We start from the raw sequence: 25,701 nt of genomic DNA, 5'->3' as shown, positions 1-25,701 counted from the left end.
CAGTGGACGAATCCTGGTTGGACGAGACGGAACGGGCTCTGCTGGCGGCCTGGCGCGAGGCGCACGCGACCAGCCGCCGTGACCCGGCGGAGCAGCAGCTGCTGGACACCTGGCGGCAGTGGCAGCGGAAACCCGCCACCCGCCCGCTGTGGGCGACGGCCCTGCAACACTGGCTCAGCGCGGAACCCCCGCCGGCACCTGCCACCGGCCTGGCCGACCGCAACGGCCCGCTGCCCGAAGCACCGGGACGGTTGCTCGGCATGCTGCTCGGCGGCGCGGTGGGCGAATTCGTCGCGCTAGGCCGGGTCGGGCAGCGCACCACCGCCGTGCTCTTCGCCTTGGAGGGCCTGATCCGCGCGCACACCCAAGCGCGGTCGGCGGGCGATGGAGATCCGGTCGGCTTCGCCCTCGGCGGACTCCAGCGCTGGCTGCACACCCGCGGCGTGCCTTGGCGAGACTGCGGGACCGACACCGCCCAGCCCAACGGCTGGCTGGTGACGGAACCCGCGCTGCACTCCGCCGACAGCGACGAGCCGACGATGCTCACCGCGCTCGCCCGGGTCGCCGCCGGGCACGCCGCCGGTTCCCGGCGGCTGCCCATCAACACCTCGGACACGGCCACCGCCGTGCCGCTCGGCGCACTCGCCGCGCTGTGGTCGGGCGACCCCGGCACGGTTTTCGCGCTCGGCGGCGACCTCGCCGCGCTCACCCACGGCCACCCGAAAGGCCACAGCCCGGCCAGCGTGCTCGGGGTGACGATGCTGTCGCTGCTGCGCGGGAACGCGCTGCAAACATCGCTGAGCCAAGGACTTTCCGGCTGGCAGTCGGGACGCACCCAGCTCAGGCGCGCCCTGCGGCTCGGCCAGCTCAGCCCCGCCGGGTTCCGGCCGCGCCGCACGAACCTCGACGCGACGCAACCCGGCCGCAGCGGCCTGGACGCACTGGCGGTCGCGGTCAGGGTCTCATCGGCCTGCGAGGACGATTTCGCCGCCGCCATCGGCTCCGCCAGCGAGCACAGCGGAGACGCGGCGACGGCAGCCATGCTGTGCGGGCAGCTGCTCGGCGCGCTGCACGGCCCGACGGCGATTCCGGCGGAATGGCTGGAAGAACTCCCGATCACCGCACTGGTCGAGCGGCTTTCCGCGGACGCAGCAAGGGAATTCGGCCCGTACCCGGACGAATCCGATCAGTGGGAGCGCCGCTACCCGACCACCGAATCCGCCGAGCCCCTGGCGCCGTCCACATCGGACTACCGCACCGGGCTGACCGCGGTCCCCCGCCTGGCGGCGTCCCGCGACCGGTTCCTCGGCGCGGTTCTCGGCGGCGCGGTCGGCGAGGCGCTCGGCATGCCCATCGCCGCCGACAGCTGGGACGAGATCCAGTCCCGGCACGGCGCGGGCGGCCTGACCGACTACATCCCGGCCGGGCACCCGTCCGGACGGCTCGGCAGCGATACCCAGCTGGTGCTGTTCTCGCTGGAGGGCACGATCCGGGCCAACATCAGCCGGCGCGCCACCGGCACCGACGACCCGGCACGGCACATCCAGCACGCCTACCAGCGCTGGCTGCACACGCAGCACCTGAGCTGGCCGCGCGCGGCGGGCGAGTTCCTGCACGGTACCCCCGAACCGGACGGCTGGCTGGTCGGCCAGCGGGCGCTGTTCCAGACCCGCAACCCCGGCCGCACCATGATGCGAACGCTCATCGCGTTCGCCAAGGGCCAGCAGCAGATGGGGTCCCCGGACAACCCGGTCAGCGACTCGCAGGGCAGCAGCGCGATCATGCGCGCGGTTCCGGCCGCGTTGTGGAGCAACGACCCGGCGGAGGTCTTCCACGTCGGCATGAGGGCGGCGGCGCTGACCCACGGCCACCCGGCGGCCTGGCTGACCGCGGGAGCGCTGGCGTTCCTGGTGTCGCGCCTGATGAACGGCGAGCCGCTGGCCACGGCGGTCGATGCGGCACTGGAGCAGCTCACCCCGCACACCGGGCACGAGGAGGTGAGCCGCCGGATCACCGCGGCGGTCCGCCTGGCCCGCAGCGGCCGTATCGCGCCGGGCGATCTGGAGCGCAACCTCGGCACGGGATCGACGGCGGCCGAAGCGCTGGGCATCGGGCTGTACGCGGCGCTGGTCTGCGACGGCGACTTCGACGCGGCGCTCCCGGTGGCGGTGAACCACTCGGGCAACAGCGCGACGACGGGCGCGGTCTGCGGCAGTCTGATCGGCGCGGAATCCGGGGCGGAGCAGATCCCGGAGCGCTGGAAGGCGGAGCTGGAGCTCTACGAGGTGATCGAGCGCCTCGCCCACGACGCGGTCCTGGAGTTCGGCCCCCGCCCACCGGACTGGTCCGACCGCTACCCCCCGACCTGACGCCCAAGGCTCGGTTAGCCGAGGGCGCCGCGATCCGGGACACCAAGGACCGCGACGCCGGGTACATCACCGCCGACCAGGCCCAGTGGCGTTCGTTCCTCACCGCCGTCAAGGCCGGGCGCTTCCAAGCCTGACCCGCACGCCGGAACCGGTACCACATCTCTGCTGGCCAGGGCCCGTGAGCGCGTTGGGCCGCTACGGCGTGCTCACGGCCCGTGACCTGCGGTGGAGGCGCTCAGTCCGACCCGGAGTGGGATGTTGCTCACTGGCCCGGGGTGGCTAACGGCGGTTAACGTGCCTGTCATGGATGAACTCGTGCACCTCGCCGTGGCCGACGGCATTGCGACGATCACGCTGGACTCGCCCCACAACCGCAATGCGCTGTCCGCGCAGCTGCGGCGCGAACTGCGGGACCACCTGAACGCAGCGATCGCCGACGACGCGGTGCGCGTGATCGTCCTGGCCCACACCGGCACGGTGTTCTGCGCCGGGATGGACCTCAAGGAGTCGCGTTCGGCGGACCCCGAGAAGCAGGGCGTGAATGAGTTCCCAGCGATCCTGGAGCAGATCTGGACCAGCCCGAAGCCGGTGGTCGCCAAGCTCGCCGGGCCCGCCCGCGCCGGCGGCGTCGGCATCGTCACGGCCTGCGACATCGCGGTCGCGGCGGACACCGCGACCTTCGCTTTCTCCGAGGTGCGCATCGGCGTCGTGCCCGCGGTGATCTCGGTGACCGTGCTGCCCCGTCTCAACTCCCGCCAGGCGCACGAGCTGTTCCTGACCGGCGAGACGTTCGACGCTCGCCGCGCCGCCGTAATCGGCCTGCTGAACTCCGCGGTCGCGGCCGACGAGCTGGATGCGGAGGTCAAGCGTTACGCCGACATGCTCGCCCTTGGCGCCCCGAACGCCCTGGCGGCCACGAAGCAGATGCTCACCAGCCAGCGCCCGCCGAACATGGGCGAGGCGTTCGCGCAGATGCTAGAGCTGTCGGCCAAGCACTTCGCGGGCGAAGAAGGCCAGGAAGGCATGCGGGCCTTCGCCGAAAAGCGAAAGCCCGCCTGGGTGCCCGAAAAGTTCAGGTGACCAGCTGATCAGTCGCCTTCGCCGCCGATGTACCGGCGCCACGGCCCGTCGTCAGCCAACCAACGTGGAACGATCTTGATCTGGAACGGGAAGTCGGTCTCGAAGGTTTCCGCGCCCAAGACCTGCTGCACCTCGCGGTAGTCGCCGTCCTCCAAGCGGAGTTCGACAATGACCGGTTCATCCATCGTCGGATTGACGATCCAGTACGCGGCAATGCCGAACTTGGCATATTCGCTGGTCTTGGTGTGGTAATCGCGCAGAGCGCTGCTGGGTGAGACGACCTCGATAGCAAGCAAAGGCGGCCGAGTAAGATACGGCTCTTGGCTATCTTCGACTCGGATCACCGAAAGGTCTGGGATGCGATGATGCGTCCGATCCCCATTGAAGTTGTAGCCCGCGCCTTGCAGGACCCTATATTCATCTGGCGCAGTATTGCCGAGATGAAGGTGCAACCGGCTTTCAATGTCTGAATGTTTGAAGGCTGGCGATGGAGACACGTCAAGGCTCCCGTCGACCAACTCGTAGCGGCGCCCGTCGTCGGGTAGCCGCTCCAAGTCGTCGACGGTCATCGGCACGTGGTGCTCGTCCGCCCGCATGTTCATGACGGTCATACTGCCTCCTGTTCTGCACGGGAGCCAGTATTCCGGGCACCCCCGATTCACGAACGAGCGATCACAGGCTTAGGATCTGGCCAGGACTGCTGCGAACCGCGGCCGCAGAAGAGCTGCCCGGAAGCGTCGCGAAGGACCGCGCTGATCCGGGTGCTCCCCCGCCTCAACGCCCGCCGCGCCACCGAAATCGGCCTAGAAGGCATGCGGGGCTTCGCCGCGAAAGCCCGCATAGGTGCTTGAAAACCTCAGGTGACCGGCTGATCAGTCGCCTTCGCCGCCGATCCGCTTGCGCCACGGCCCCCTGGCCAGAAGCCAATAAGGAACGAGCTTGATCGGGAACGGGAAGTCAGTGACGAAGGTGTCCTCGCCGAGGACCTGCTGCACCTCCCGGTACTCGCCATCCTCCAGCCGGAGCTCGACGATCCCCGGTTTTCGTAGCGGCGCCCGTCGTCGGGTAGCCGTTCCAAGTCGTCGACGGTCATCGGCGCGTGCTGCTCGTCCGCCTGCATGTTCACGACAGTCATACTGCCTCCTGGTTCTGCACGGCAGCCAGTATTGCGAGACGGCCCCGGCCACTAATGGGCGATCAAGGCCTGGTCAGGACTGCGGTGAACTCGCGGCCGCAGATGGGGTGCTCGGAGGCGTCGCGGAGGACCGCGTTGATCCGGCCAAAGGCCTTCGGGTCGTGCTCCGCCAGCGTCTGGAAGCCCGACCAGACCAGCACGTGCTCGCCCTCCGGCAGCCACGACAGGTCCGTCAGGCAGTCGTAGAGGGCGTCGAGGTTTCGGCCCGCCCACTCCGGGAAGTTCAGCACCGCGGCGATCCCGTCCAGCGTCGTCCGCTTGCTGAGCAGGTCTGAGCCGTCCAAGACGTGCGCGGTCGCGCCTCGCTGCTCGGCTTCCTGCACGGCCTCGCGCGCAGTGACGCCGCCGGACGGCTGCTCCACCTCGCTCACCGCCGGCTCCTTCCGCACCCTGCTAGCCCACTTCGTCGCAAACATCGCACTCAACCTGCGGGGTCGACAACCACAAATGAATCGTAATGATCGCTCGTGTAGTAAAGCTCGGATTGGCCACCGGTGACCAGTCTCTGGGCTCCGCGATCCTTCGAGCCCGGGGTCGGCACGGTGTACTCGTGGTAGTAGCCGGAGGCCTTGTCCGGCAGGACGCCTTCCCGGTTGCCGAACGCCGAGCCGTCCTTGCCCGGGTACGGGAACGGGCCGTCCTTGACGATCAGCTGCCAGGTCTTCCCGGCTTCCGGTGGCAGCGTGGACAGCTGCTTCACCGGCAGGCCGGACTCAGCCCCGGGCACGGCCCGCTGCTGCGTCGCCGCACCGGGATCCAGGTCCACGTAGTCCCGGACGAACCAGCCGATGACGACCAGGGCGATCAGCCCGACCAGCGCCACCGAGATGCGTCTGCGCGACGTCACGCCGCCGTCCCCTTCCGCCCGGTCTCGCCGTCCCGGCGGCCGACCGGGGGTTCCGCGTCGCGGACCCTCGTCAGCTTCGCTCCTAGGCCGTCGATGCCGCGGTCGATCACGCGGGCGAGCGCCCAGCACAGCGGTAGCAGCACCGCGAGCACGAGGGTCACCTGCAGCGGGTAGACGAGCTGCACGAGCCACAGCTCGACGCCGTCGTACCACTCGACCAGCCACTCCAACACAGAGCGTCAGGGTACGCCCGGTCCGATGATGCCGTGCGGCGCCCCGGTCCCTCCCGCGACTACCCCACGTGTACCTGTCCCCGCAGGGCAGCACAATTTCGCGAGAAATTGACCGTCACCTGGGTGAACGTCAATTTCTCGCGAAATTGGCATCGCCCGTCAGTGCTGCTCGGAGCGCTCCCGGACGGACTTGATGATCGCGCCGAAGTCGAGGCTGCCGCCGCCCTCGTCGTTGAACCGCTGGTAGAGCTCGGTGGCCAGGCGGCCGATCGCGGTGTCCGTGCCGCTCTGCTCCGCCGCCGAGGTCGCCAGCTTGAGGTCCTTGAGCATCAGCGCCGCGGCGAAGCCGGGCTCGTAGTCGTGGTTGGCCCGGCTGGTCTCCACCAGGTCCGGCACCGGGCAGTTGGTGGTCAGCGCCCAGCACTGCCCGGTCGAGATCGACGCCACGTCGTAGAGCGCCTGGTGCGACAGCCCCAGCCGCTCCCCCAGCACGAACGCCTCGCTCACCGCGACCATGGACGCGCCGAGGATGAGGTTGTTGCACATCTTGGTGACCTGGCCGTTGCCGGGACCACCGCAGTGGATCACCTTGCGCGCCATCGGTTCCAGCAGGGGCTCGGCGCGGTGGAAGTCCTCCTCCGACCCGCCCACCATGAACGTCAGGGTGCCCGCCTCGGCGCCGGCGGTGCCGCCGGAGACCGGGGCGTCGATCGAGCCGAACCCGGCCTCGGCGGCGCGCTCGTGCGCCCGGCGGGCATCCGCGACGTCCACCGTGGACGAATCGATGAGCAGGGTGCCGGGCTTCGCCGCGGCCAGCACCTCGTCGTAGCAGGCCAGCACGTGCTTGCCGCTGGGCAGCATGGTGATCACCGCATCGGCGCCCGCGACGGCATCGGCGGCCGACGCCACGGTGGTCACGCCATGCCGGTCGGCGGCCTCCAGCGCCGCCGGCACCAGGTCGAAGCCCTGTACCGCGTGACCGGCCTTGACGAGGTTCGCCGACATCGGGCCGCCCATGTGGCCCAGCCCGATGAATCCGATGACAGCCATTGTCATTTTCCCCTTCTGCGCTGGAACTTCCGTCAAGGCCGAAGCGGCGTCAGCCGAGCAGTTTCGGCTCGTCCGCGACCGGCTCGAAGAACTTCTCCACCCGCGATTCGTCCACATCGGACAGCTGCGCCGGTGACCACTGCGGGTTGCGGTCCTTGTCCACCAGCGTCGCGCGCACACCCTCGACGAAGTCGCCGATCCGCACGCACGCCATCGCCAGCCGGTACTCCTGGAGGAGTGCGTCCTCCAGCGAGCCGTAGTCGCTGCGCAGGGCCTTCAGGGTGACCTTGAGGGAGGTCGGCGACTTTTGTTCGATCGCCTCGGCGGTCTCGCGGGCGGCTTCTTCCGGCCGCTCGCGCAGGCGCCGCAGGACCTCCTCCACGCTGTCGGCCGAGTACGCCGCGTCGATCCACTCCCGCTGCGCGGCCAGCGGCGCCTCGGGGGCGGGCTCGGAGAACTTCTGCAGCACCTCGTCCACTTCGCCACCTGACAGGGCCTCGACGAGCTCCGGCAGGTTCGCGCTGTTGACGTAGTAGTCGGCTACCCCGCAGTAGATCGCGTCGGCGCCGCCGATCGGTGCGCCGGTCAGCGCCAGGTGGGTGCCAAGCTCGCCGGGGGCGCGGGAGAGCAGGTAGGTGCCGCCAACGTCGGGGATGAAACCGATGCCGACCTCGGGCATGCCGACCTTGGAGCGCTCGGTGACCACCCGGTGCGAGCCGTGGGCGGAGATGCCCACGCCGCCGCCCATGCAGATGCCGTCCATGATCCCGACGACCGGCTTCGGGTAGCCCGCGAGCGCCGAGTTGAGCTGGTACTCCTCGGTCCAGAACGCGGCGGGCAGCGACTCGTCACCGGCCTTCGCCGCGTCGTGCAGCGCGCGGACGTCGCCGCCCGCGCACAGCCCGCGCTCGCCCGCGCCATCGATCAGGATCGCCCGGATGTGCTCGGCGGTGCGCCACTGCTCCACCGCCTGCGCCATCGCCCGCACCATCCCCAGCGTCAAGGAGTTGAGCGCCTTAGGTCGGTTGAGCGTGATCCGTCCGAGCGATCCCTGTTCGCGAACCAGGATCTCGGCCTCCGTCATGATGCGACTCCAAGTTCTCGCGCGCTGCCCACCCGGGCCGGCGGCGGTCAGGCCGCCAGCAGGCCCCGGGAGATGATCAATCGCATGATTTCGTTGGTACCTTCCAGGATCTGATGCACCCGCAGGTCGCGGACGATCTTCTCCAGGCCGTACTCGGCAAGGTAGCCGTATCCACCGTGGATCTGAAGTGCCTCGTTGGCCACCGCGAATCCCGTGTCGGTGGCCAGCCGCTTGGCCATCGCGCACAACCGGGTGGCACCGGGGTCCTTGACGTCCAGCGCCCACGCCGCCCGCCACAGCAGCAGCCGGGCGGCCTCCAGGTCAGTGGCCATGTCGGCAAGCTTGAACTGCAGCACCTGGAACTCGCTGAGCTTGGCGCCGAAGGCGCTGCGTTCCCGCACGTAGGCGAGGCTCTTGTCGAGCGCGGCCTGCGCGCCGCCCAGCGAGCACGCGGCGATGCTCAGGCGGCCGCCGTCGAGGCCGGTCATGGCGATCCGGAAGCCGATGCCCTCCTCGCCGAGCCGCTGGTCGGCGGGCACCCGGACGCCGTCGAAGATCACCTGCCGGGTCGGCTGGGCGTTCCAGCCCATCTTCTTCTCGTTGGCCCCGAAGGACAGCCCTTCGGCATCGCCTTCGACGATGAAGGTGGAGATGCCCTTCGCGCCCGGCTCGCCGGTGCGGGCCATCACCACGTAGACGTCCGAGCTGCCAGCGCCGGAGATGAACTGCTTGACGCCGGTGAGCACGTAGTCTCCCCCACTCTCGGCTTCGCTCGAGCGGGAGGTGCCCCCCTCGTCGCGGACCGCGCGGGTCTGCAGCGCAGCCGCGTCCGAGCCCGCGCCGGGTTCGGTGAGGCAGTAGCTGGCCAGCCGCTCCATCGAGCACAGGCGGGGCAGCCAGCGGGCGCGCTGTTCGGCGGTGCCGAAGCGGTCGATCATGCCCGCGCACATGTTGTGGATCGAGATGTAGGCGGCGATAGACGGGTCGCCGGTGGCCAGCGCCTCGAAGATCAGCACCGACTCGAACCGGCTCAGCCCGCTGCCGCCGACCGACTCGTCGACGTAGACCCCACCGATGCCGAGCTCACCGGCGGCGCGCAGCGCCTCCACCGGGAAGTACTTGGCCTGGTCCCACTCGATGGCGTGCGGGGCGAGTTGTTCGGCGGCAAATTCCCGCGCGGTCTGCTGGATCGCGCGCTGGTCCTCGGTGAGCTCGAACGGCGACACCGGGCCGGCGACGGCTGCAACGGACACGTCCGCTCCCTTCCCCTGGGCGATTTCGCGCGAAATCGCCACTTCCAAAGGGGGTGCGGCGGCGATTTCGCGCGAAATCGCCGCCGCACCCACCCGGTTCAGTGCATCGTCGGAATGGTGAAGCTGGCGCCTTCCTTGAGGCCGGAGGGCCAGCGCGAGGTGACCGTCTTGGTCTTCGTGTAGAAGCGAATCGAGTCCGGCCCGTGCTGGTTAAGGTCGCCGAATCCGGACCGCTTCCAGCCGCCGAAGGTGTGGTAGGCGATCGGCACCGGGATCGGCACGTTGACGCCGACCATGCCGGTGTTGACGCGCGAGACGAACTCGCGGGCCGCGTCGCCGTCGCGGGTGAAGATCGCCACGCCGTTGCCGTACTCGTTCTCGCTGGGCAGCCGGACCGCGTCGTCATAGTCGGCGGCGCGGACCACGGACAGCACCGGCCCGAAGATCTCCTCCTGGTAGATCCGCATGTCCGGGGTGACGTGGTCGAATAGCGAGGCGCCCAGGAAGAACCCGTCCTCGTGCCCGGCCAGCCTGAAGTCCCGGCCGTCGACCAGCAGTTCGGCGCCTTCCTCGACGCCCGCGCCGATCAGGTCGCGGACCCGATGCCAGGCCTGCTTGGTCACCAGCGGGCCGAAGTCGGCGGACTCGTCGAAACTGGTGCCGATCTTGAGCTGGTGCACCCGCTCGATGAGCTTCTCGACCAGCGCGTCCGCGGTGGCCTCACCGACCGGCACCGCCACCGAGATCGCCATGCAGCGCTCCCCCGCGGAGCCGTAGCCAGCACCGATCAGCGCGTCGGTGGCCTGGTCGAGGTCGGCGTCGGGCATCACGATCAGGTGATTCTTGGCGCCACCGAAGCACTGCGCGCGCTTCCCGTGGGCCGCGGCCGTCGAGTAGATGTACTCGGCGATCGCCGACGAACCGACGAACCCGACGGCCTGGATGCGCGGCTCGGTCAGGATCGCGTCCACCGCGGTCTTGTCGCCGTTGACCACGTTGAAGATCCCCGGCGGCAGCCCGGCCTCGATGAACAGCTCGGCCAGCCGCAGCGGCACCGAGGGGTCGCGCTCGGAGGGCTTGAGCACGAAGGCGTTGCCGCAGGCGATGGCCGGCGCCGCTTTCCACAGCGGGATCATCGCGGGGAAGTTGAACGGGGTGATGCCGGCGACCACGCCCAGCGGTTGCCGCATCGAGTACACGTCGATACCGCTGCCGACGCTCTCGCTGTACTCGCCCTTGAGCAGGTGCGGGATGCCGACGGCGAACTCGACGACCTCCAGGCCGCGCTGGATGTCGCCCTTGGCGTCGGCGACGGTCTTGCCGTGCTCGGAGGCGAGCAGGCGGGCCAGCGAGTCCATCTCGTCGTTGACCAGCTGGAGGAACCGCATCAGCACCCGCGCCCGCTTCTGCGGGTTCATCGCGGCCCACGCTGGCTGCGCCTCGGCGGCGTTACCGACCGCCGCCGAGACCTCCTCCGCCGAGGCCAGCGGCACCCTGGCCTGTACCTGCCCGGTGTTGGGATCGAACACGTCACCGAAGGAACCGGACGTTCCCGCGACGCGCTTGCCGCCGATGAAGTGCTCCAGCTCGTTGGTCATGTCGCAACGCACCTTCCGCCGAACCGGCCGGTAATTACTAGGAAGCCAAACGTTTGGTACTCCAATCTTTCCCAGAAACCCGACGGATGCAACAGGGTGCTCTGCGTCACACCACTAATGGGGCGGTCCGCCGTCTACGTTGCCATCCCGAGGGCGAACAGAACCGGCGGCGAAGGCGATCCGGCCGGGTCGGCAACCGTCCCGCCGAGAAACAGAGCAGGCACGCGGCGGGGCGAAGCCCCTGCGCCAGCGCAAAACGGACGGGACACTCCCCTTATCGGCGTCAATGTTGCCGGCACCGGCAATGTCCAACCACTACCTCGCCGCCGAGAGTGACTTTCACACCGGTCGGTGACCAGGGACCATTCCTGCCGCGCCAGGCTCGCCGATGGCGGATGCATGCAGCCCAAGCGGTGGTTTCCGCGGCGAGCCGTGGGCCGGCTCAATGCGCGTGTGCTCGCATTGCGGTCCTCGCCCCGATGGGGGCAATGGGTCAGTCGATACCTCACGGTCGTCACCTACAGAGGACGACGCTCAGGGCGCACGTTCAGCACACCTGTCGCCTACCGCCGCACCGCCGGCGTCGTCAGGATCAGAGTGCGCTTTCCCGACTCCAGGACGTGGTGGCGCAACTTCCTGGGTACGGGCGGCCCGATCTCGCTGCACCTGGACGACGAGGACCGCAGTGGATACGCAGTCGGCCACCGCGACGAACACGGCCGCGTCACCGTGCGCCTCGACGACTGAAACCGCTCCGGCGCCGCATCTCAACGACCGAAACCGGCAGAATCGACGACTCGACGGCATCGGCTCGGCTCCGGCACTTCGGGCGAGCCAGCCGTCGGCGTTGAAGTCATGGATCACGCACCAAACATGATCCGCGCCGGTGCGTACGGTAGCGCAATCCGGCCCCGCCGCCAGGTCATCACCCGCCCCGAGCCCGGGTGCAGCTGGTCCACTAAGGACGATCAGGCTTCGAGGTGCTTTTCAAGAATTTTCCGGAGGTCGGAGCCGAGCGGGATCTCGTCGACCGTCGAGACCCAGGCGTAGGCGTCGTGCTCGGTCAGCCGCACATTTTCGGTCGTAGCGACGGTGACCGACCAGGTGTGCTGTCGGTTGTACGTGCCGCTCCGCGTGGTGTAGTCGAACGCGCCGAGGTATCCGGTGATCTCGGCGATCCGGAGGTTGGTTTCCTCGACCACCTCGCGGTGCAGCGCGGTGTTCAGGTCTTCGCCCGGATCGACCTTGCCGCCGGGGAATTCCCATTCGCCGCCACGGGAATCCGCCGCGCGGCGCCGCACCAGCAGGACCTGCCCGCCGGCGTCGATGACGGCCGCGACGATCTGCTGCTGCACGCCGTCGGCAGCGTCTCGGCGGGCCAGATCGGCCACTTCGGCCAGGTGCATGCGGACCGTCCTCCCGGGCTTTTCGCCACCGTACCGGCCCACCCTGGCTACTACTCGCACACCCCTACCAGACCGGGACCAGCGAGGTGGATGGACATCCGCCGGACCACTTCCAGCGCTCCGGGTTCGAGCGAGTAGCAGATCTGGGTGCCGTCCCGCCGGGTTCGCACCAGCCCGGCCTCACGCAACGTCCGCAGGTGCCCGGAGATGGTCGGCTGGCTCACGCCGAAGTACTCGGTGAAGTCGCAGGCGCAGATCTCGCCCTCCCCGCAGAGCCGGTCGAGGACGCCGAGCCGGATGGGATGCCCCATCGCCCGGAACAGGCTGGCGGATTGCGCGAGATCATCGTTGCCCACCCGATCATTCTCCTATATAGAGGATAGGAGTTTAACTATATAGGAGGGTGACAATGCCGTCCGGTGTGAACGAGCTGGTCCTGGAGGTGGCGGACCTGGCCGCCCCCGGAGCGCTTCTACACCGAAGTGCTCGGCTTCCTGGCCATCGCACGCCGGGAAGGCGAGCGCTGGCGCAACCGGTGGCACCAGGATCGGCCGGTAGAAGCCGGCGCTGGGCATCGCCCGCGCCCGGGACGGCGTGCACGTCCACTACGCGCTGCCAGTGAGCGACAGCGAATACGACGCGGCCGTCGAACGGGTTCGCGCGCACGGCGTGCAGGTTGCCAACTGGAGTTCAGCCCGGGCAATGCCCGCTCGGCGTACGTGCCCGACCCGGACCACAACATCGTCGAGTTCTGGACCTGGGACGTGCGGCAAGGCAACCCCAGAGCGCCGAGCGCGAAGCGAAGGCGTCTTCGGGCTCTAGCGAATCTGCGAGTCCTTCAGGCCGCCACGGCGGCCCGAAGGACTCATATCGGCCGCACATCGCGGATCGCGGGCTTTCCCTTCAAGACCAACGGTTTCGCGGCAGACGAGCTCCCTTCCACCGCGTGGCGGCGGCGAGCGTCCACAAGGCACAGCCGGAACCGGCCGGAACCGCGTCCGAGCCCGGTCCGGATCGCGGCGCGCTGAGCAGGCGTCACGGGCTTACCCTGCAACGCATGCCTCCCGAGTCACCCGGCATCTGGGCAATGGCGGACCTGGCCACGCCGTTCGCAGTTCGAACCGCGGCCACCCTCCGGGTGCCCGATGTGGTCAAGGACGGGCCGCTCCCGCTCGCCGAGATCGCGCACCTCTGCAAGGCAGAGGCAGACCCGCTCGGGCGCGTGCTGCGATTCCTGGTGCACCACGGCATGTTCACCGAACCCGAGCCGGACGTCTTCGGCCCCAACGATGCCTCGGACGCGCTGCGCAGCGACCTGGCTGACGGCCCACAACCCTGGATGGACCTCGACGGCGCAGTCGGCCGCGCCGACCTCGCCTTCGTCGAGCTCATCGAACAGGTCCGGGGCCACCACCCCGCCTACCCGGCCGCGTTCGGCCGGTCCTTCTGGGAAGACCTCGCGCACAACCCGCAACTGTCGGACTCGTTCGACTCGCTGATGGAGACCAAGACGTACGGGATCGCTCCGCTGATCGCCACCGCGCACGACTGGAGCGCATACGCGCGGATCGCCGATGTCGGCGGCGGCAAGGGCGTGCTGCTCGCCGAGATCCTCCGGACGAGCCCGCAGTCGAGAGGCATCCTCGTCGACCTGATCGGCCCAGCCCGCAACGCCGCCGACTACCTGCAGGAACAGGGGGTCGCGGAACGCGGCGAGGTGGTCACCGCGAGCTTCTTCGACCCGCTGCCCATCCAGGCCGACGCCGCGGTGATCTGCGACGTCCTCGGCGACTGGGACGACGAGGACGCCATCCGGATCCTCGAACACTGCAGGCAGGCGGTGGAACCGGACGGGCGGCTGCTGATTATCGAACTGCTGCCCGACAAGGACCGGATGGCGCTGTTCACCGAGATGGACCTGCGGATGATGATCTACGCCGGCGGCCGGATGCGCGATCTCGACCGCACCCAGCAGGTAGCCGCGGCGGCCGGGCTGACCGTCGAGGACTTCACCCCGATGGACAACGGCTACGCCATCATCGAATGCCGCCCCGAACGGTAGCGCCGGCTTCGTTACGCGAAGGCGCGGGGAGCGGGCCTCGGACACCGCCTGTGCTCCCTCGACTTGTGCATGTCCAGCCGCCCTCGCCAGACGACGTCCGCGGCGGGCCCTTCGGCGCTTCAAAGGCGAAGAGCAGCCTCAACAGCGCTGCAGGCTGGCGGCGACGGACTTCCGCCATTTCTCCGGCAGGTCGTCCAACCCACCGGCGACGTGCTCGGCCAGGTCGGCCCGGCCGTGCATCTGGAGGGCGAACACCTCGGCCACCTGCACCCGTGCCCGGGCCGGGAGATCACCTCGACCGCGTCACCCACCGCGATCTCACCCGGCTCCTCCACCGCCAGGTACCCGCCGGTCCGCCCGTGCTCGGTGAACCGCTTGACCAGCCCCTGGACATCCCAGAACCCGGCGAACACCCGGCACGGCCTGCGCGGACCCGTCACCCGCAGCACCCCCCCGGCCCGCCACCGCTCGCCGATCACCGCGGAACTGCTGTCGCAACCAGCCAGGGTGAGGTCTCGCCGGCATTGCCGGGAACCAGCTCGCGGCCCAGTTCCTTCGACCAGTACGCGAGCTCCTCGCGGTCGAACGCGTAAGCAGCCTGCTACCAGGCCCCGTGGTGCTTCGGGTCGCACACGGTGTCGCCACGCACCCCCGACCTGCCCGAATCGCGCCGGCTGCTCCGCCGGGCGCCTTGTCGATGCCGCCGCGCCCGACCCGACCGGTCCAATCCCCGGTCCGCACCACCGCCAGGTTCACCGAAGGAATGTAGTGCGGAGGCCCCCGGATTTATTCGTGGGGAGCAAGCGCGTCAAGTCCAGCACGAGGCGCCCAGCGGTAACCCGCCCACGCTTACTTGTGATCGAGTTTCCACCCGTGGCACCCTCGACAGCAGCGGCTCCCCGACCCCGCCCACGCATGCCTGACGCGTGCGGTCGCAACCGCCCAGCGAGCCAAACGCCGAGCAGCGCCACCGCCTTTCGCCCGCTGCCGCGCGGGTTTCCTCGGGGCCCTCCCCCGCCCTCCCCATTGCTGCCGCGCGGCAGTGTTCGGTTGATCGCGTCCGGTTGTCCGGGGACGCGATCTCGGTCGTTTGCTACAGCCGGATGCTGGCCTGCTGCAGTGCTTGGCGTGCTTCTTCGGTCAGGCGACGCACCAGTTCCGCTGCCGGCAGCGGGCGCGCCTGGGCATAAGTTTGGCCCGCCCACAGCGACATCAGTTCTGGGTCGCCGGCCTTGCCCGCGGCACCGCGCATCGGCTTGGTCAGGTTGTTCAGCTGCGGGTACGCCGCCGGGGCGTCACCGTTGTCGGCCAGGAACCGGTTCACCAGCCCCCGCGCCGGGCGTCCGCTGAACGCGCGCGTCAGCTCGGTTTCCCGCTGCCCCGCGGCGATTTCTGCACGCTGGGTCGGCTGCGTGCCCGCCTCGTCGCACACCAGGAACGCAGTGCCCAACTGGGCCGCCACCGCACCCGCGGACAGCACCGCCGCGACATCAGCACCGTGCACCAGACCGCCCGCCGCAATGATCGGCAGGTCGACCTCCGCCTGGACCACGCGGATCGCCGCCAGCAGGCCGAACAGTGACCCGCCGCCCGGCAGCGCCGGGTCGTCGTTGAACACCGCACGGTGCCCACCAGCCTCCATGCCCTGCACGCACAGCAGGTCCGCCCCCGCATCCGCGGCAGCACGCGCCTCCTGCGGAGTCGTGACCGTGGCGACGACCTGCGACCCCACCTCGCGCAGTCGATCCACAATGGACCTGTCCGGAAACCCGAAGGTGAACGACACGACCGGGATCCGCTCGGCGATCACCAACTCCACCTTGGCCGGGTAGTTGTCGTCGTCCCAGCTCGGCGAGCCCGCCTCGGCCCCGTGCCGCGCGGCCGCCGCCTCGACCCGCGTCCGGTAGTCGGAGAGGTCGTGGTCCCGCCGCTTACCCGGGACGAAGAGGTTCACGCCGAAAGGCTCCGACGTGATCGCCCGCACCCCCGCGATCTGGTTGGCCAGTGCATCCGCCGTCAGGTAGCCGGCGGCCAGGAAACCGAAGGCCCCCGCAGCGCTCACCGCCGCGGTCAGCTCCGGTGTGGAGACGCCGCCCGCCATCGGCGCCGCGATCAGCGGAATTCGTCGCTCTGCGATCATGTTTCGACGGTAGCCCCAGCCCCACCGGGAGCGCATCAGAGCATCGCGCACGCCACAACCCCGGCCAGGTGGTCGTTCGACCAGCTTGGGCAGTTCATCGTCTACAAGGCCAACATAGCTGGGGTGCCGGTGGTCTACGTCGATCCCGCGTACACATCACAGATGTGCGCCGAGTGCGGGTACACGGACCAGAAGAACCGTGTTTCGCAGGAGTCTTTCACTTGCCGATCGTGCGGCCACGCTCAGCACGCCGACCGGAACGCTTCCCGCAACATCGCCGAGCGGGGCAATGCTGTGTGGAACGCGGGGCGTGAGTCACGCGTCCCGGTCGGCGCATAGCCGATCAAGATGCGGCAGCCTCAGCTAGCCGCAAGCTCGGCCCTTCAGGGCCGAGAAGTTGACTTGTGCGTGATCCGGCACTCTTTCAACGGCATTCCTCCTTTCACCCGGGCATAACTGGAATTGAGGAGCTGATCGGAAAGGCACCCCCATGCGAACCACCACGCGCGATGACCTCGTGCTCCGCGCCGCCAGCGGCGAAGACACCGCAAAACTCACCGAGCTGCTCGGCACGGCATACCGCGACGAGCCCCGGATGGCCGGGCTGCTGCCGAACCAGGCGCAGCGAGAAACCAAGCTCCGTGCGCTGTTCTCCCTTCTGCTCAAGCAAGACCACCTCGACCACGGCACCGAGATCGCCGCACTGAACGGACACCCGGCGGCAGTCGCGGTTTGGGACCGGCCGGGCAGCCGAACGGCACCGCTCGGTCGACGCCTCGCGCACCTCCCGGCGCTGCTGTCGGTTTTCCGCTGGCGGCTTCCCGAAACCGCGCGGGCGATCGAGGCGTTCAACGCCACCGACAGCCACCGGCCGGACGAACCGCACTGGCACCTGGCCGCGATCGGCACGGCTCCGCAGGCCCGCGGCCGCGGGCTCGGCCCCGCCCTGCTGGAATCCGGGTTGGCGCGCGCCGACGCCCACGACACCCCGATCTACCTGGAAGCCACGACGCACTTCGGGGTCGCGCGTTTCGAGCGGCTCGGATTCCGCGTGATCCACGAGTACCCGATCACCGGTGGTCTCACCGTCCACGGCATGTGGCGGCCGGTCGACCGCTGACGACCCGAGTCAGAGCCGCAACCCCGCGACCAGGTCTACCGGGGCGAAGCGGAGCGGGAATGGTCGCTGCGGCTCGAAAAGCTCGTCCCCGACGACCCGCGCCACCCGCTGGTACTCGCTGCCGCCGACCAGTTCCCAAGCCGTCACCGACGGCACCTCCAGATCCGGGTCGACCAGCCAGAAGTGCTGGGTGCCCAGCCTGGCGTGGGCAGCCTTCCGCAGGCTGATGTCGTTCAACCGGCTGCTCGGCGACGCCACCTCCACCGCGAGCACCGGTGCGGTCCGCAAGTTCTTCAGCGTCAGGTCTTCGTAGCGCGCGACCAGGATGTCAGGCCGCAACTCGGTCCACAGGTCCTGGCGCACCGCGAACGGCGCGGACAGCACCCGGTAATCGGGCGGGCTCGCCCGGTGCAGGCGGACGAACAAGGCACCGAGCGCCTCCTGGTGCGGCCAGCCCGGTGCCGGGCCCACCAGCAGCTCGCCGTCGACGAGTTCGTACCGTCGGCCGTCCTCCGGAAACGCCTCCAGGTCCTGGACCGTGAACCGGCGCCCGCCAAGATCGATCGACATCACTTGCTCCCTCCACTCGCTTGCGGGCCCCGAGGTTTTCGGAGTCCCGCAAATAAAGAGGAGCGAAGGGCCCGAACAGATACAGTCGCCGCCAATGATCACCGGAAAGGGGAACGAAAAAGTGGGCGGGAACCCGACGCCTGGGTTCCCGCCCACTCGCACCATCGCGATTTTCTGACACCCCGCCACAGGGCCGCTGGTGCGTCTGGGGCGTGGTCGGCGCGCTACCCACGCGCCGACCACGGATTCAGTTGGTCTGCGAGATCAGTGGAACTGGGCCGCCTCGGTCGAACCGGCCAGCGCGGTGGTCGAGGAGTCCGGGCTCACCGCGGTGCTGATCAGGTCGAAGTAGCCGGTGCCCGCTTCGCGCTGGTGGCGGGTCGCGGTGTAGCCGCGGTCCTCCGCCGCGAACTCGCGCTCCTGGAGGTCCACGTAGGACGTCATGCCGTCCGCCGCGTAGCCCTTGGCCAGGTCGAACATGCTGTAGTTCAGCGCGTGGAAACCGGCCAGCGTGATGAACTGGAACTTGTAGCCCATGTGGCCGAGTTCGCGCTGGAACTTGGCGATGGTGCTGTCGTCGAGGTTCTTCTTCCAGTTGAACGACGGCGAGCAGTTGTAGGCCAGCATCTGCTCCGGGAACTTGTCCTTGACGGCCTCGGCGAACCGGCGTGCGACCTCCAGGTCCGGGGTCGAGGTCTCCATCCAGATCAGGTCCGAGTGCGGCGCGTAGGCCAGGGCGCGGGTGATGCACGGCTCGATGCCGTTGCGCACCTTGTAGAAGCCCTCCGGGGTGCGCTCACCGGTGACGTACTGGTGGTCGCGCTCGTCGATGTCGCTGGTCAGCAACGTCGCGGCCTGCGCGTCGGTGCGGGCGATGACCAGGCTCGGGACGCCGGCGACGTCCGCGGCCAAGCGCGCGGCGTTGAGCGTCTTGACGTGCTGGCCGGTGGGGATGAGCACCTTGCCGCCGAGGTGGCCGCATTTCTTCTCGGAGGCCAGTTGGTCCTCCCAGTGCACGCCTGCGGCGCCAGCGGCGATCATGCCCTTCATGAGCTCGTAGGCGTTGAGCACGCCACCGAAACCGGCCTCGGCGTCGGCGACGATCGGCGCCAGCCAATGGATGTCCTCGCTCTCGCCGCCGGCGCCCTGCGGGTCCAGCGCCTCGGACCAGTTGATCTGGTCGGCGCGCTTGAGGGCGTTGTTGATCCGCCGCACGACCGCCGGGACCGAGTTGGCCGGGTACAGGCTCTGGTCCGGGTAGGTCTCGCCGGCCAGATTGGCGTCCGCGGCGACCTGCCAGCCGGACAGGTAGATGGCCTGCAGACCGGCGCGGGCCTGCTGGACCGCCTGGTTGCCGGTCAGGGCGCCGAGCGAGTTGACGTAGTCGGTCTCGTGCAGCAGCTTCCACAGCCGCTCGCTGCCCTGCCGGGCGAGGGTGTGCTCTTCGCGCACGGAACCGCGGAGGCGGATGACGGTCTCGGCCGAGTGCGTTCGCTCGATGCCCTGCCAACGCGGGTTGGTGTCCCAGTCACGCTGCAGCTCCTCGACGGCCTGCTTCGCCTGCTCGCGGATGCTCATGATGTTCCCCTTCCGAGATCGCCCTGCGGCCTGTTGATCCCAGTCTTGACCCCCATCCAGCGAAACACGACCAGTATTTCGAGGTAATTTTCGCGTTTTTTCTGCTAGCATCAACGCCATGACGGAGTTTGCTACGGAAGAAGACCGTAGTTTTTCAACAGCACACGACCTTTTGGTCTTCGGTCAGCGGCTGCGGCACTTGCGCCGGGCAGCCGGGCTCACCCTCGTGGAACTGGGCGAACGGGTCGGGCGCGCGCCGTCGCAGCTGTCGCTGCTGGAGAACGGCCACCGCGAGCCGAAGCTGTCGTTGCTGCGCGCACTAGCGGATGCGCTGGGCAGCTCCGTCGACGAGCTGCTGTCCAAGAAGCCGCCGAACCGGCGCGCCGAGCTGGAGATCGCCGTGGAGAAGGCGCAGCTCGACCCGATCTACCAACGGCTGGGCGTGCCGCCGCTGAAGGCCGGCAAACGCGTCCCCACCGAAGCCCTCGAACACGTCCTCGCGCTCTACGAAGAACTCAAGCGCCGCGAGACCAAGCAGGTCGCCACCCCTGAAGAGGCCCGCAAAGCCAACGCCGAACTGCGCGGCATGATGCGCGAGCACGGCAACTACTTCCCCGAGATCGAGAAGGCTGCTGCCGGCATCCTCGACAAGGTCGGCTACCACGGCGGCCCGCTGTCCGAGGGCCTGATCCAGTCCATCGCCACGCACCTCGGCTACGGGCTGCGGTTCGTCACCGACCTGCCCCGCTCGGTGCGCTCGGTGACCGACCTGAAGAACCGGCGGATCTTCCTGCGTCGCGAATCGCTGGGCATGCACAGCCCGCGGACCATCCTGCTGCAGACCCTCGGCCACCTCAGCCTCGGCCACCGCCAGCCCCGCGACTTCGCCGACTTCCTCCGGCAGCGCGTCGAGGCGAACTACTTCGCCGCCGCGGTCCTGGTGCCCGAGCAGACGGCCGTGCCGTTCCTGCAGGACGCGAAGGCCGAGCGCGACCTCGCCGTCGAGGACCTGCGCGATGTGTTCTCCGTGTCCTACGAGATGGCCGCGCACCGGTTCACCAACCTCGCCACCCAGTACCTGGACCTCGTCTGCCACTTCGTGCGCAACGACGAGACCGGCATCATCTACAAGGCGTACGAGAACGACGGGCTGGTCTTCCCCACCGACCCGACAGGCGCCATCGAGGGGCAGCGGATGTGCCGGTACTGGGCGGGACGCCAGGTGTTCGCATCCCCGGACCGCTACTCGACCTACTACCAGTACACCGACAAGCCCGGTGCCACGCACTGGTGCGTCGCGCACGTCGACCCCAGCCGCGGGCGGGATTTCGCGATCACCCTAGGCGTGCCCTACACGGAGTCGCGGTGGTTCCGGGGCCGGGACACCAACAACCACTCCAAGTCGAAGTGCCCGAACGGCGAATGCTGCCAGCGCCCGCCCGCGGATCTCGCGAGCCGCTGGGAAGGCATGGTGTGGCCGTCGGCCCGAGCCCACTCGCACGTGCTCGCCGCACTGCCGTCGGACACCTTCCCCGGCGTGGACGAGGCCGACGTGTACGCGTTCGTCGAAGCACACCAGGGCTGAGTGCCGAGGGACATCCGCTGGTGGGCGGCGATTTCGCGCGAAATCGCCGCCCACCGGACATCGCACGCAACCCGCAGACGAGGGTGTCCAAGATCAATGTGTGAATAAAGAACTAAACACCTTCCTGACTGCACTCTACGTGCTCGTCGACGACCACGTTGTTCCCGCCCGCACAGGGCGAGGTCGTCAACCGCTACTCACCGACAGTGAGCTCATTACGCTGGCCGTGACCCAGGTCCTGCTGCGCTACCACGGGGAGCGTCGCTGGATCCGGCACATCCATAGTGATCCGCAGTGGCGCGCTATGTCCCCGTATCTGCCGAAATATTCCGGCTACAACAAGCGTTTACGGGCAGCGGAACCGTTGCCGCGTAGGCAGTCTGGACCGTGGCTGCGTGCTGCCCATCCTGGTTCGACGACCTGTGGATCACCGACGCCACTGCTGTGCCCTGCGGGATGTCCCCAGCAGGCGTGTTCACCCCCATCGCCCAACGCCTACTGGCCATGACCGCCGCCATCTGGCACAACTGGACAACCGGCGCGACCAGCAAACGATCATTCATTGCCTTCGATCACTAACACCCACTCGTGCGTCGTGCTTCCCAGCAGGTTCGGGAGGGTGCTCTCCGCGAGCCAGCGCGCGGTGCCCTCGCGTTCCGATCGATCCGCGACCTTGAGGCGGTTGGCACGCTGCTCGTCGTTGTCAGCGACAGCCTTGGTGTCGACGAGAAGCAGACCCGCGACCCCGTTGCGGCGCGGCCCGCGGCACCGCCATCGCGACGGAGCCGCCCATCGAGCATCCGCCCAGGACGACCTGCGGCAGCTCTGACCGGTCCAGCAGTGCCAGGATGTCGGCGGCCGCGAGGTCGAGGCTCGGGTGCTCGGCCGTGCGGCGGTTCTGCCCCGGCTCTGCCCCGGCTCTGCCCGGCTCCGCCAGGCTCCGCGCCGGTGAACCGTCCAGCGCGCTCTCGCCGAGCCCCCGCTGGTACACAGGCCGGGCCGCCGTCGCGGACGCTCGCGGCCTGACTTTCCGCTACTGACCCCACGCGCCGCCGCGGCGAAGGCCGCCACCTGGCCGTGAGTGATTTTGGGCGCCATAGCACCGAAAACCGCTCACGGGCCTTGGTCCTGCACCGCGCACACCCAACCGCCCGATGTGGACACCGCACGGCCGGCTACCCGAGACGTCGCGACAGACCAAGCTGCGCATCAACGGCCGCGACCTCCGAACGCTGGCAGTGCGCGATCGGTTGGCGTGGTTCGACTTCACCGAACTCTGCGCCACAGCGACATCAACGCCGGGCTACCTCGCGGTCGCCGAGCAGTTCGACGTGGGTGATCAGCGGCGTGCCGAAGCTTGCCGACTACAGCCCGGACACGTGGCAGCGCTTCGCCAACGTCGTAGACGTGTTGTGCGACAGAGACATCACCACGCACGTGCTCACCGACCACAGCATCGCCGACACCTTGGCGAACGGCACCGATGTCGAACGCACCGCCAGCCGGCGGATCTCTGCCCAGGACGTGCCGGCAGGCGTGCGCCACCAGCAGGTCGACATGGCAGAGCCGGCAAACCTCAAGTCGGCCGTTGATTGGCGCCGACGCCATTTTCCTGCTGACCTCCGGCGATTTCGCGGCGGCCGGTGGCGACCTCGACGCAGTCCTGGAAGTCGCGCGGGCCGGCGGTGTTCGGCGGGTCGTCCTGCTGTCCTCACAGGGCTTCGGCACGCGGCACCACTCGCCGGAATTCGAGGACGCGGTGACGCGCTCGGGCCTGGAATGGGCCATGCTGCGGCCAGAGAACTTCGCTTCCAACGCGTTGCAGTGGGCCGAAATGGTTCGCGCACAACGGACTGTCGCCGCACCGTTCGGCGACGTCGGCCTGTCCGCCATCGATCCGGTCGACATCGCCGAGGCCGCCGCCGTCGCGCTGCGCGACACCCGCCACGCCGGCCGCATCTACGAGCTGACCCGGCCGGCACCGATGACTACCCGGCAGCAGGTCGCGGCGATCGGCGAGGCGCTGGGTGAGCCGGTGCGCTTCGTCGAGCAGAGCCGGGCGGAAGCCAAAACGCAGCTGACGCGCTTCATGCCCGAACCGATCGTCGACCGCACCCTCGACATCTTGGGTTCGCCAGGTGCCCTGCAGCGGGTCAGCCCTGACGTCGAACGGCTCCTCGGCCGTCCGGCCCGCACCTTCGCCGAATGGGTCGCGCGCAACATCGCGGCCTTCGAGTGACCGCCAGCAACACGATCCGAACCTGCACGGAGAAAACCATGCCTGTCGCACACGTTCTCGACTCGACCATGTTCTACCGGGAAATCGGCGCCGGCGTGCCGATCGTCTTCCTGCAAGGCAACCCCACGTCGTCGTACCTGTGGCGACGAGTCCTGCCTGCGGTGGGCGATCCCGGCCGACGCCTGGCACCGGACCTGATCGGCATGGGCGACTCCGGCAAGCCGAACATCGACTACACCTTACGATCACGCCCGCTACCTCGACGCCTGGTTCGACGCACTTCGCCTGGACGCGGTGGTCCTAATTGGACACGACTGGGCCGCGCGCCATCCCGGCCGGGTGCGGGCACGGCGTTCACCGAGGCTCAGGGGCGGGGCGCTACTTCTTGCCCTTGGCCTTGTCGTCCTTGGCTTCATCGGTAGACAGCGCGGCGACGAAGGCTTCCTGCGGGACCTCGACGCGGCCGATGGTCTTCATCCGCTTCTTGCCTTCCTTCTGCTTCTCCAGCAGCTTCCGCTTCCGGCTGATGTCACCGCCGTAGCACTTGGCGAGCACGTCCTTGCGGATCGCGCGAATCGTCTCGCGGGCGATGATCCGCGACCCGATCGCCGCCTGGATCGGCACCTCGAACTGCTGCCGCGGGATCAGCTCGCGCAGCTTCGAAGCCATCTTCGTGCCGTAGGCGTAGGCGGCGTCGCGGTGCACGATCGCGCTGAACGCGTCCACCGGCTCGCCCTGCAGCAGGATGTCGACCTTCACCAGGTTCGACGCCTGCATGCCGGACTCCTCGTAGTCCATCGAGGCGTAACCGCGGGTCCGGGACTTCAGCTGGTCGAAGAAGTCGAAGACTATCTCCGCCAGCGGCAGCGTGTAGCGCAGCTCGACCCGGCTCTCCGAAAGGTAGTCCATGCCCGACAACTGCCCGCGCCGGCTCTGGCACAGCTCCATGATCGTGCCCACGAACTCCGACGGCGCGATGATCGTGCATCTCGCGACCGGTTCGAGTACGTCCTTGATCTTGCCCTCGGGCCAGTCGGACGGGTTGGTCACCACCAACCCCGAACCGTCCTCCATCTGCACCTCGTAGACCACGTTCGGCGCGGTGGAGATCAAGTTCAGGTTGAACTCGCGCTCCAGCCGGTCACGGGTGATCTCCAGGTGCAGCAGCCCGAGGAAACCGCAGCGGAAACCGAAGCCCAGCGCCCCGGAAGTCTCCGGCTCGTAGGTCAGCGCCGCGTCGTTGAGCTGCAGCTTGTCCAGCGCCTCGCGCAGCAGCGGGTAATCCGTGCCGTCCATCGGGTAGAGCCCGGAGTACACCATCGGCTTCGGCTCGCGGTAGCCGCTGAGCGGCTCCTCGGCGCCCTTGCGCTCGGCGGTGATCGTGTCGCCGACCTTGGACTGGCGGACGTCCTTCACCCCGGTGATCAGGTAGCCGACCTCGCCGACGCCGAGCCCCGCCGAAGGCTTGGGTTCCGGCGAGATGATGCCGACTTCCAGCAGCTCGTGGGTCGCGCCGGTGGACATCATCCGGATCCGCTGCCGCGGCGTGATCCTGCCGTCGACGACCCGGATGTAGGTGACCACACCGCGGTAGGTGTCGTAGACCGAGTCGAAGATCATCGCGCGCGGTGGCACGTCGACGGCGCCCTGCGGCGCCGGGATCTGCCGGACCACCTCGTCCAGCACGGCTGCGACGCCCTCACCGGTCTTCGCCGACACCCGCAGCACGTCCTCCGGCTCGCAGCCGATGATGTGCGCCAGCTCGGCGGCGTACTTGTCCGGCTCAGCGGCCGGCAGGTCGATCTTGTTGAGCACGGGGATGATTTGCAGGTCGTGCTCCATCGCGAGGTACAGGTTCGCCAGCGTCTGCGCCTCGATGCCCTGCGCGGCGTCGACCAGCAGCACCGCGCCCTCGCAGGCCGCCAGCGACCGGCTGACCTCGTAGGTGAAGTCGACGTGACCGGGGGTGTCGATCATGTGCAGCACGTGGTCGACGCCGTCGGAGGTCCACGGCAGGCGCACGTTCTGCGCCTTGATCGTGATGCCGCGCTCCCGCTCGATGTCCATCCGGTCGAGGTACTGGGCCCGGTACGCGCGTTCCTCCAGCACACCGGTCAGCTGCAGCATGCGGTCGGCCAGCGTCGACTTGCCGTGGTCGATGTGCGCGATGATGCAGAAATTCCGGATTCGCTCCGGGGGCGTGAACGTGGTGTCGGCGAAACTGCTCACTCAGTGTTCCTCGCGGATGTCGACTGGTGCGGGGGTTCACCCCATCGTCCCATGACACGCCCG

The 25,701-nt window shown here is 68.8% G+C and carries 25 protein-coding genes and 4 pseudogenes; 11 read left to right on the top strand and 18 right to left on the bottom strand.

Features of this window, described 5'->3' with window-relative positions:
- The first annotated feature begins 17 nt into the window (after positions 1–17).
- The 3 genes from ACRXBZ_RS27915 (at position 18) to ACRXBZ_RS27905 (ending at position 3,449) form a co-directional block, all read left to right on the top strand.
- On the top strand, positions 18–2,369 hold the full coding sequence (locus ACRXBZ_RS27915; protein ID WP_433881614.1) for an ADP-ribosylglycohydrolase family protein: 2,352 nt from the start codon (positions 18–20) through the stop codon (positions 2,367–2,369).
- Complete coding sequence (locus ACRXBZ_RS27910; protein ID WP_433883987.1) at positions 2,258–2,503, top strand: DUF397 domain-containing protein; 246 nt, start codon at positions 2,258–2,260, stop codon at positions 2,501–2,503. Before ACRXBZ_RS27915 ends, ACRXBZ_RS27910 begins: the two co-directional genes overlap by 112 nt.
- 169 nt (positions 2,504–2,672) lie before the next feature.
- Positions 2,673–3,449, top strand: a complete 777-nt coding sequence (locus ACRXBZ_RS27905) for an enoyl-CoA hydratase-related protein (protein WP_433881613.1) — start codon at positions 2,673–2,675, stop codon at positions 3,447–3,449.
- An 8-nt stretch (positions 3,450–3,457) separates the two neighbouring features.
- On the opposite strand, the gene ACRXBZ_RS27900 is transcribed toward ACRXBZ_RS27905, so the two are convergent.
- From ACRXBZ_RS27900 to ACRXBZ_RS27860, 9 genes are all read right to left on the bottom strand, one after another.
- Positions 3,458–4,060 carry a Uma2 family endonuclease gene (locus tag ACRXBZ_RS27900; protein ID WP_433881612.1) on the bottom strand — a complete coding sequence of 201 codons (603 nt, stop codon included), beginning with the start codon at positions 4,058–4,060 and terminating at the stop codon, positions 3,458–3,460.
- Between the two features lie 261 nt (positions 4,061–4,321).
- Positions 4,322–4,444, bottom strand: coding sequence for a hypothetical protein (locus tag ACRXBZ_RS27895; protein ID WP_433881611.1), 123 nt, complete (start codon positions 4,442–4,444; stop codon positions 4,322–4,324).
- 202 nt (positions 4,445–4,646) lie between these two features.
- The gene (locus tag ACRXBZ_RS27890; RefSeq protein WP_433881610.1) at positions 4,647–5,015 is read right to left on the bottom strand and encodes a barstar family protein; all 369 of its coding nucleotides are present in this window, start codon (positions 5,013–5,015) and stop codon (positions 4,647–4,649) included.
- 50 nt (positions 5,016–5,065) lie between these two features.
- A complete protein-coding gene (locus tag ACRXBZ_RS27885; RefSeq protein ID WP_433881609.1) occupies positions 5,066–5,491 on the bottom strand; it encodes a guanyl-specific ribonuclease in 426 nt (141 codons plus the stop codon).
- Positions 5,488–5,724 (bottom strand): hypothetical protein, encoded by a 237-nt coding sequence (locus ACRXBZ_RS27880; protein WP_168587038.1) that lies wholly within the window; start codon positions 5,722–5,724, stop codon positions 5,488–5,490. Before ACRXBZ_RS27880 ends, ACRXBZ_RS27885 begins: the two co-directional genes overlap by 4 nt.
- 159 nt (positions 5,725–5,883) lie before the next feature.
- Positions 5,884–6,774: a 3-hydroxyisobutyrate dehydrogenase gene (gene mmsB, locus ACRXBZ_RS27875; protein ID WP_433881608.1), complete on the bottom strand. Its 891-nt coding sequence runs from the start codon at positions 6,772–6,774 to the stop codon at positions 5,884–5,886.
- Positions 6,775–6,823: 49 nt separating this feature from the next.
- On the bottom strand, positions 6,824–7,858 hold the full coding sequence (locus ACRXBZ_RS27870) for an enoyl-CoA hydratase/isomerase family protein (RefSeq protein ID WP_433881606.1): 1,035 nt from the start codon (positions 7,856–7,858) through the stop codon (positions 6,824–6,826).
- A 47-nt stretch (positions 7,859–7,905) separates the two neighbouring features.
- Entirely contained in the window at positions 7,906–9,111 is a 1,206-nt protein-coding gene (locus ACRXBZ_RS27865; RefSeq protein WP_433881605.1) for an acyl-CoA dehydrogenase family protein, read from the bottom strand.
- A 98-nt stretch (positions 9,112–9,209) separates the two neighbouring features.
- Positions 9,210–10,709 (bottom strand): CoA-acylating methylmalonate-semialdehyde dehydrogenase, encoded by a 1,500-nt coding sequence (locus ACRXBZ_RS27860; protein WP_433881604.1) that lies wholly within the window; start codon positions 10,707–10,709, stop codon positions 9,210–9,212.
- A 597-nt stretch (positions 10,710–11,306) separates the two neighbouring features.
- Between ACRXBZ_RS27860 and ACRXBZ_RS27855 the strand changes: the two genes are divergently transcribed.
- The gene (locus tag ACRXBZ_RS27855; protein WP_433881603.1) at positions 11,307–11,456 is read left to right on the top strand and encodes a hypothetical protein; all 150 of its coding nucleotides are present in this window, start codon (positions 11,307–11,309) and stop codon (positions 11,454–11,456) included.
- Between the two features lie 221 nt (positions 11,457–11,677).
- On the opposite strand, the gene ACRXBZ_RS27850 is transcribed toward ACRXBZ_RS27855, so the two are convergent.
- Both ACRXBZ_RS27850 and ACRXBZ_RS27845 read right to left on the bottom strand, forming a co-directional pair.
- Positions 11,678–12,115: an NUDIX domain-containing protein gene (locus ACRXBZ_RS27850; RefSeq protein ID WP_433881602.1), complete on the bottom strand. Its 438-nt coding sequence runs from the start codon at positions 12,113–12,115 to the stop codon at positions 11,678–11,680.
- Between the two features lie 50 nt (positions 12,116–12,165).
- Positions 12,166–12,471 (bottom strand): ArsR/SmtB family transcription factor, encoded by a 306-nt coding sequence (locus ACRXBZ_RS27845; protein WP_433881601.1) that lies wholly within the window; start codon positions 12,469–12,471, stop codon positions 12,166–12,168.
- 701 nt (positions 12,472–13,172) lie between these two features.
- Here ACRXBZ_RS27845 and ACRXBZ_RS27840 point away from each other — a divergent pair.
- Complete coding sequence (locus ACRXBZ_RS27840; RefSeq protein WP_433881600.1) at positions 13,173–14,177, top strand: methyltransferase; 1,005 nt, start codon at positions 13,173–13,175, stop codon at positions 14,175–14,177.
- 353 nt (positions 14,178–14,530) lie between these two features.
- Here ACRXBZ_RS27840 and ACRXBZ_RS27835 read toward each other — a convergent pair.
- Both ACRXBZ_RS27835 and ACRXBZ_RS27830 read right to left on the bottom strand, forming a co-directional pair.
- Positions 14,531–14,656, bottom strand: a pseudogene (locus ACRXBZ_RS27835) (MOSC domain-containing protein); the annotation flags it as partial.
- Between the two features lie 614 nt (positions 14,657–15,270).
- Positions 15,271–16,317 carry an NAD(P)H-dependent flavin oxidoreductase gene (locus tag ACRXBZ_RS27830; protein WP_433883986.1) on the bottom strand — a complete coding sequence of 349 codons (1,047 nt, stop codon included), beginning with the start codon at positions 16,315–16,317 and terminating at the stop codon, positions 15,271–15,273.
- A gap of 42 nt (positions 16,318–16,359) precedes the next feature.
- Here ACRXBZ_RS27830 and ACRXBZ_RS27825 point away from each other — a divergent pair, with 42 nt between their 5' ends.
- Positions 16,360–16,656, top strand: a complete 297-nt coding sequence (locus ACRXBZ_RS27825; RefSeq protein WP_433883985.1) for a zinc ribbon domain-containing protein — start codon at positions 16,360–16,362, stop codon at positions 16,654–16,656.
- A gap of 151 nt (positions 16,657–16,807) precedes the next feature.
- Positions 16,808–17,437 carry a GNAT family N-acetyltransferase gene (locus ACRXBZ_RS27820; RefSeq protein ID WP_433881599.1) on the top strand — a complete coding sequence of 210 codons (630 nt, stop codon included), beginning with the start codon at positions 16,808–16,810 and terminating at the stop codon, positions 17,435–17,437.
- Positions 17,438–17,446: 9 nt separating this feature from the next.
- On the opposite strand, the gene ACRXBZ_RS27815 is transcribed toward ACRXBZ_RS27820, so the two are convergent.
- Positions 17,447–18,007 (bottom strand): Uma2 family endonuclease, encoded by a 561-nt coding sequence (locus ACRXBZ_RS27815; protein WP_433881598.1) that lies wholly within the window; start codon positions 18,005–18,007, stop codon positions 17,447–17,449.
- Positions 18,008–18,271: 264 nt separating this feature from the next.
- Positions 18,272–19,585, bottom strand: a complete 1,314-nt coding sequence (gene aceA / locus ACRXBZ_RS27810) for an isocitrate lyase (RefSeq protein WP_433881597.1) — start codon at positions 19,583–19,585, stop codon at positions 18,272–18,274.
- A gap of 118 nt (positions 19,586–19,703) precedes the next feature.
- On the opposite strand from aceA, the gene ACRXBZ_RS27805 reads away from it, so the two are divergent.
- Positions 19,704–21,170 (top strand): helix-turn-helix domain-containing protein, encoded by a 1,467-nt coding sequence (locus ACRXBZ_RS27805; RefSeq protein ID WP_433881596.1) that lies wholly within the window; start codon positions 19,704–19,706, stop codon positions 21,168–21,170.
- Between the two features lie 100 nt (positions 21,171–21,270).
- Positions 21,271–21,632 (top strand): annotated as a pseudogene (locus ACRXBZ_RS27800) (IS982 family transposase); the annotation flags it as partial.
- A gap of 123 nt (positions 21,633–21,755) precedes the next feature.
- Here the strand turns inward: ACRXBZ_RS27800 and ACRXBZ_RS27795 are convergent.
- Positions 21,756–22,161: pseudogene (locus ACRXBZ_RS27795) on the bottom strand (alpha/beta fold hydrolase); the annotation flags it as partial.
- Between the two features lie 163 nt (positions 22,162–22,324).
- On the opposite strand from ACRXBZ_RS27795, the pseudogene zapE reads away from it, so the two are divergent.
- Positions 22,325–22,489: pseudogene (gene zapE, locus ACRXBZ_RS27790) on the top strand (AFG1/ZapE family ATPase); the annotation flags it as partial.
- A gap of 45 nt (positions 22,490–22,534) precedes the next feature.
- On the opposite strand, the gene ACRXBZ_RS27785 reads toward zapE, so the two are convergent.
- Complete coding sequence (locus ACRXBZ_RS27785) at positions 22,535–22,729, bottom strand: hypothetical protein (protein ID WP_433884160.1); 195 nt, start codon at positions 22,727–22,729, stop codon at positions 22,535–22,537.
- A 29-nt stretch (positions 22,730–22,758) separates the two neighbouring features.
- Between ACRXBZ_RS27785 and ACRXBZ_RS27780 the strand changes: the two genes are divergently transcribed.
- Complete coding sequence (locus ACRXBZ_RS27780; protein WP_433881595.1) at positions 22,759–23,409, top strand: Rossmann-fold NAD(P)-binding domain-containing protein; 651 nt, start codon at positions 22,759–22,761, stop codon at positions 23,407–23,409.
- A 378-nt stretch (positions 23,410–23,787) separates the two neighbouring features.
- Here ACRXBZ_RS27780 and lepA read toward each other — a convergent pair whose 3' ends face one another.
- Positions 23,788–25,638: a translation elongation factor 4 gene (lepA, locus tag ACRXBZ_RS27775; protein ID WP_433881594.1), complete on the bottom strand. Its 1,851-nt coding sequence runs from the start codon at positions 25,636–25,638 to the stop codon at positions 23,788–23,790.
- Positions 25,639–25,701 lie beyond the last annotated feature (63 nt).

This window comes from Saccharopolyspora hattusasensis (assembly GCF_050972075.1).
Taxonomy (GTDB): domain Bacteria; phylum Actinomycetota; class Actinomycetes; order Mycobacteriales; family Pseudonocardiaceae; genus Saccharopolyspora; species Saccharopolyspora hattusasensis.
This window is presented reverse-complemented; position numbering and strand designations above follow the sequence as displayed.

Coding starts and splice junctions, on each gene's coding strand:
- ACRXBZ_RS27905 (WP_433881613.1), top strand. CDS start 2,673: ATGGATGAACTCGTGCACCTCGCCGTGGCCGACGGCATTGCGACGATC.
- ACRXBZ_RS27900 (WP_433881612.1), bottom strand. CDS start 4,060: ATGACCGTCATGAACATGCGGGCGGACGAGCACCACGTGCCGATGACC.
- mmsB (WP_433881608.1), bottom strand. CDS start 6,774: ATGGCTGTCATCGGATTCATCGGGCTGGGCCACATGGGCGGCCCGATG.
- ACRXBZ_RS27870 (WP_433881606.1), bottom strand. CDS start 7,858: ATGACGGAGGCCGAGATCCTGGTTCGCGAACAGGGATCGCTCGGACGG.
- ACRXBZ_RS27860 (WP_433881604.1), bottom strand. CDS start 10,709: ATGACCAACGAGCTGGAGCACTTCATCGGCGGCAAGCGCGTCGCGGGA.
- ACRXBZ_RS27850 (WP_433881602.1), bottom strand. CDS start 12,115: ATGCACCTGGCCGAAGTGGCCGATCTGGCCCGCCGAGACGCTGCCGAC.
- ACRXBZ_RS27840 (WP_433881600.1), top strand. CDS start 13,173: ATGCCTCCCGAGTCACCCGGCATCTGGGCAATGGCGGACCTGGCCACG.
- ACRXBZ_RS27830 (WP_433883986.1), bottom strand. CDS start 16,317: ATGATCGCAGAGCGACGAATTCCGCTGATCGCGGCGCCGATGGCGGGC.
- ACRXBZ_RS27820 (WP_433881599.1), top strand. CDS start 16,808: ATGCGAACCACCACGCGCGATGACCTCGTGCTCCGCGCCGCCAGCGGC.
- ACRXBZ_RS27815 (WP_433881598.1), bottom strand. CDS start 18,007: ATGTCGATCGATCTTGGCGGGCGCCGGTTCACGGTCCAGGACCTGGAG.
- aceA (WP_433881597.1), bottom strand. CDS start 19,585: ATGAGCATCCGCGAGCAGGCGAAGCAGGCCGTCGAGGAGCTGCAGCGT.
- ACRXBZ_RS27805 (WP_433881596.1), top strand. CDS start 19,704: ATGACGGAGTTTGCTACGGAAGAAGACCGTAGTTTTTCAACAGCACAC.
- ACRXBZ_RS27785 (WP_433884160.1), bottom strand. CDS start 22,729: ATGTCGACCTGCTGGTGGCGCACGCCTGCCGGCACGTCCTGGGCAGAG.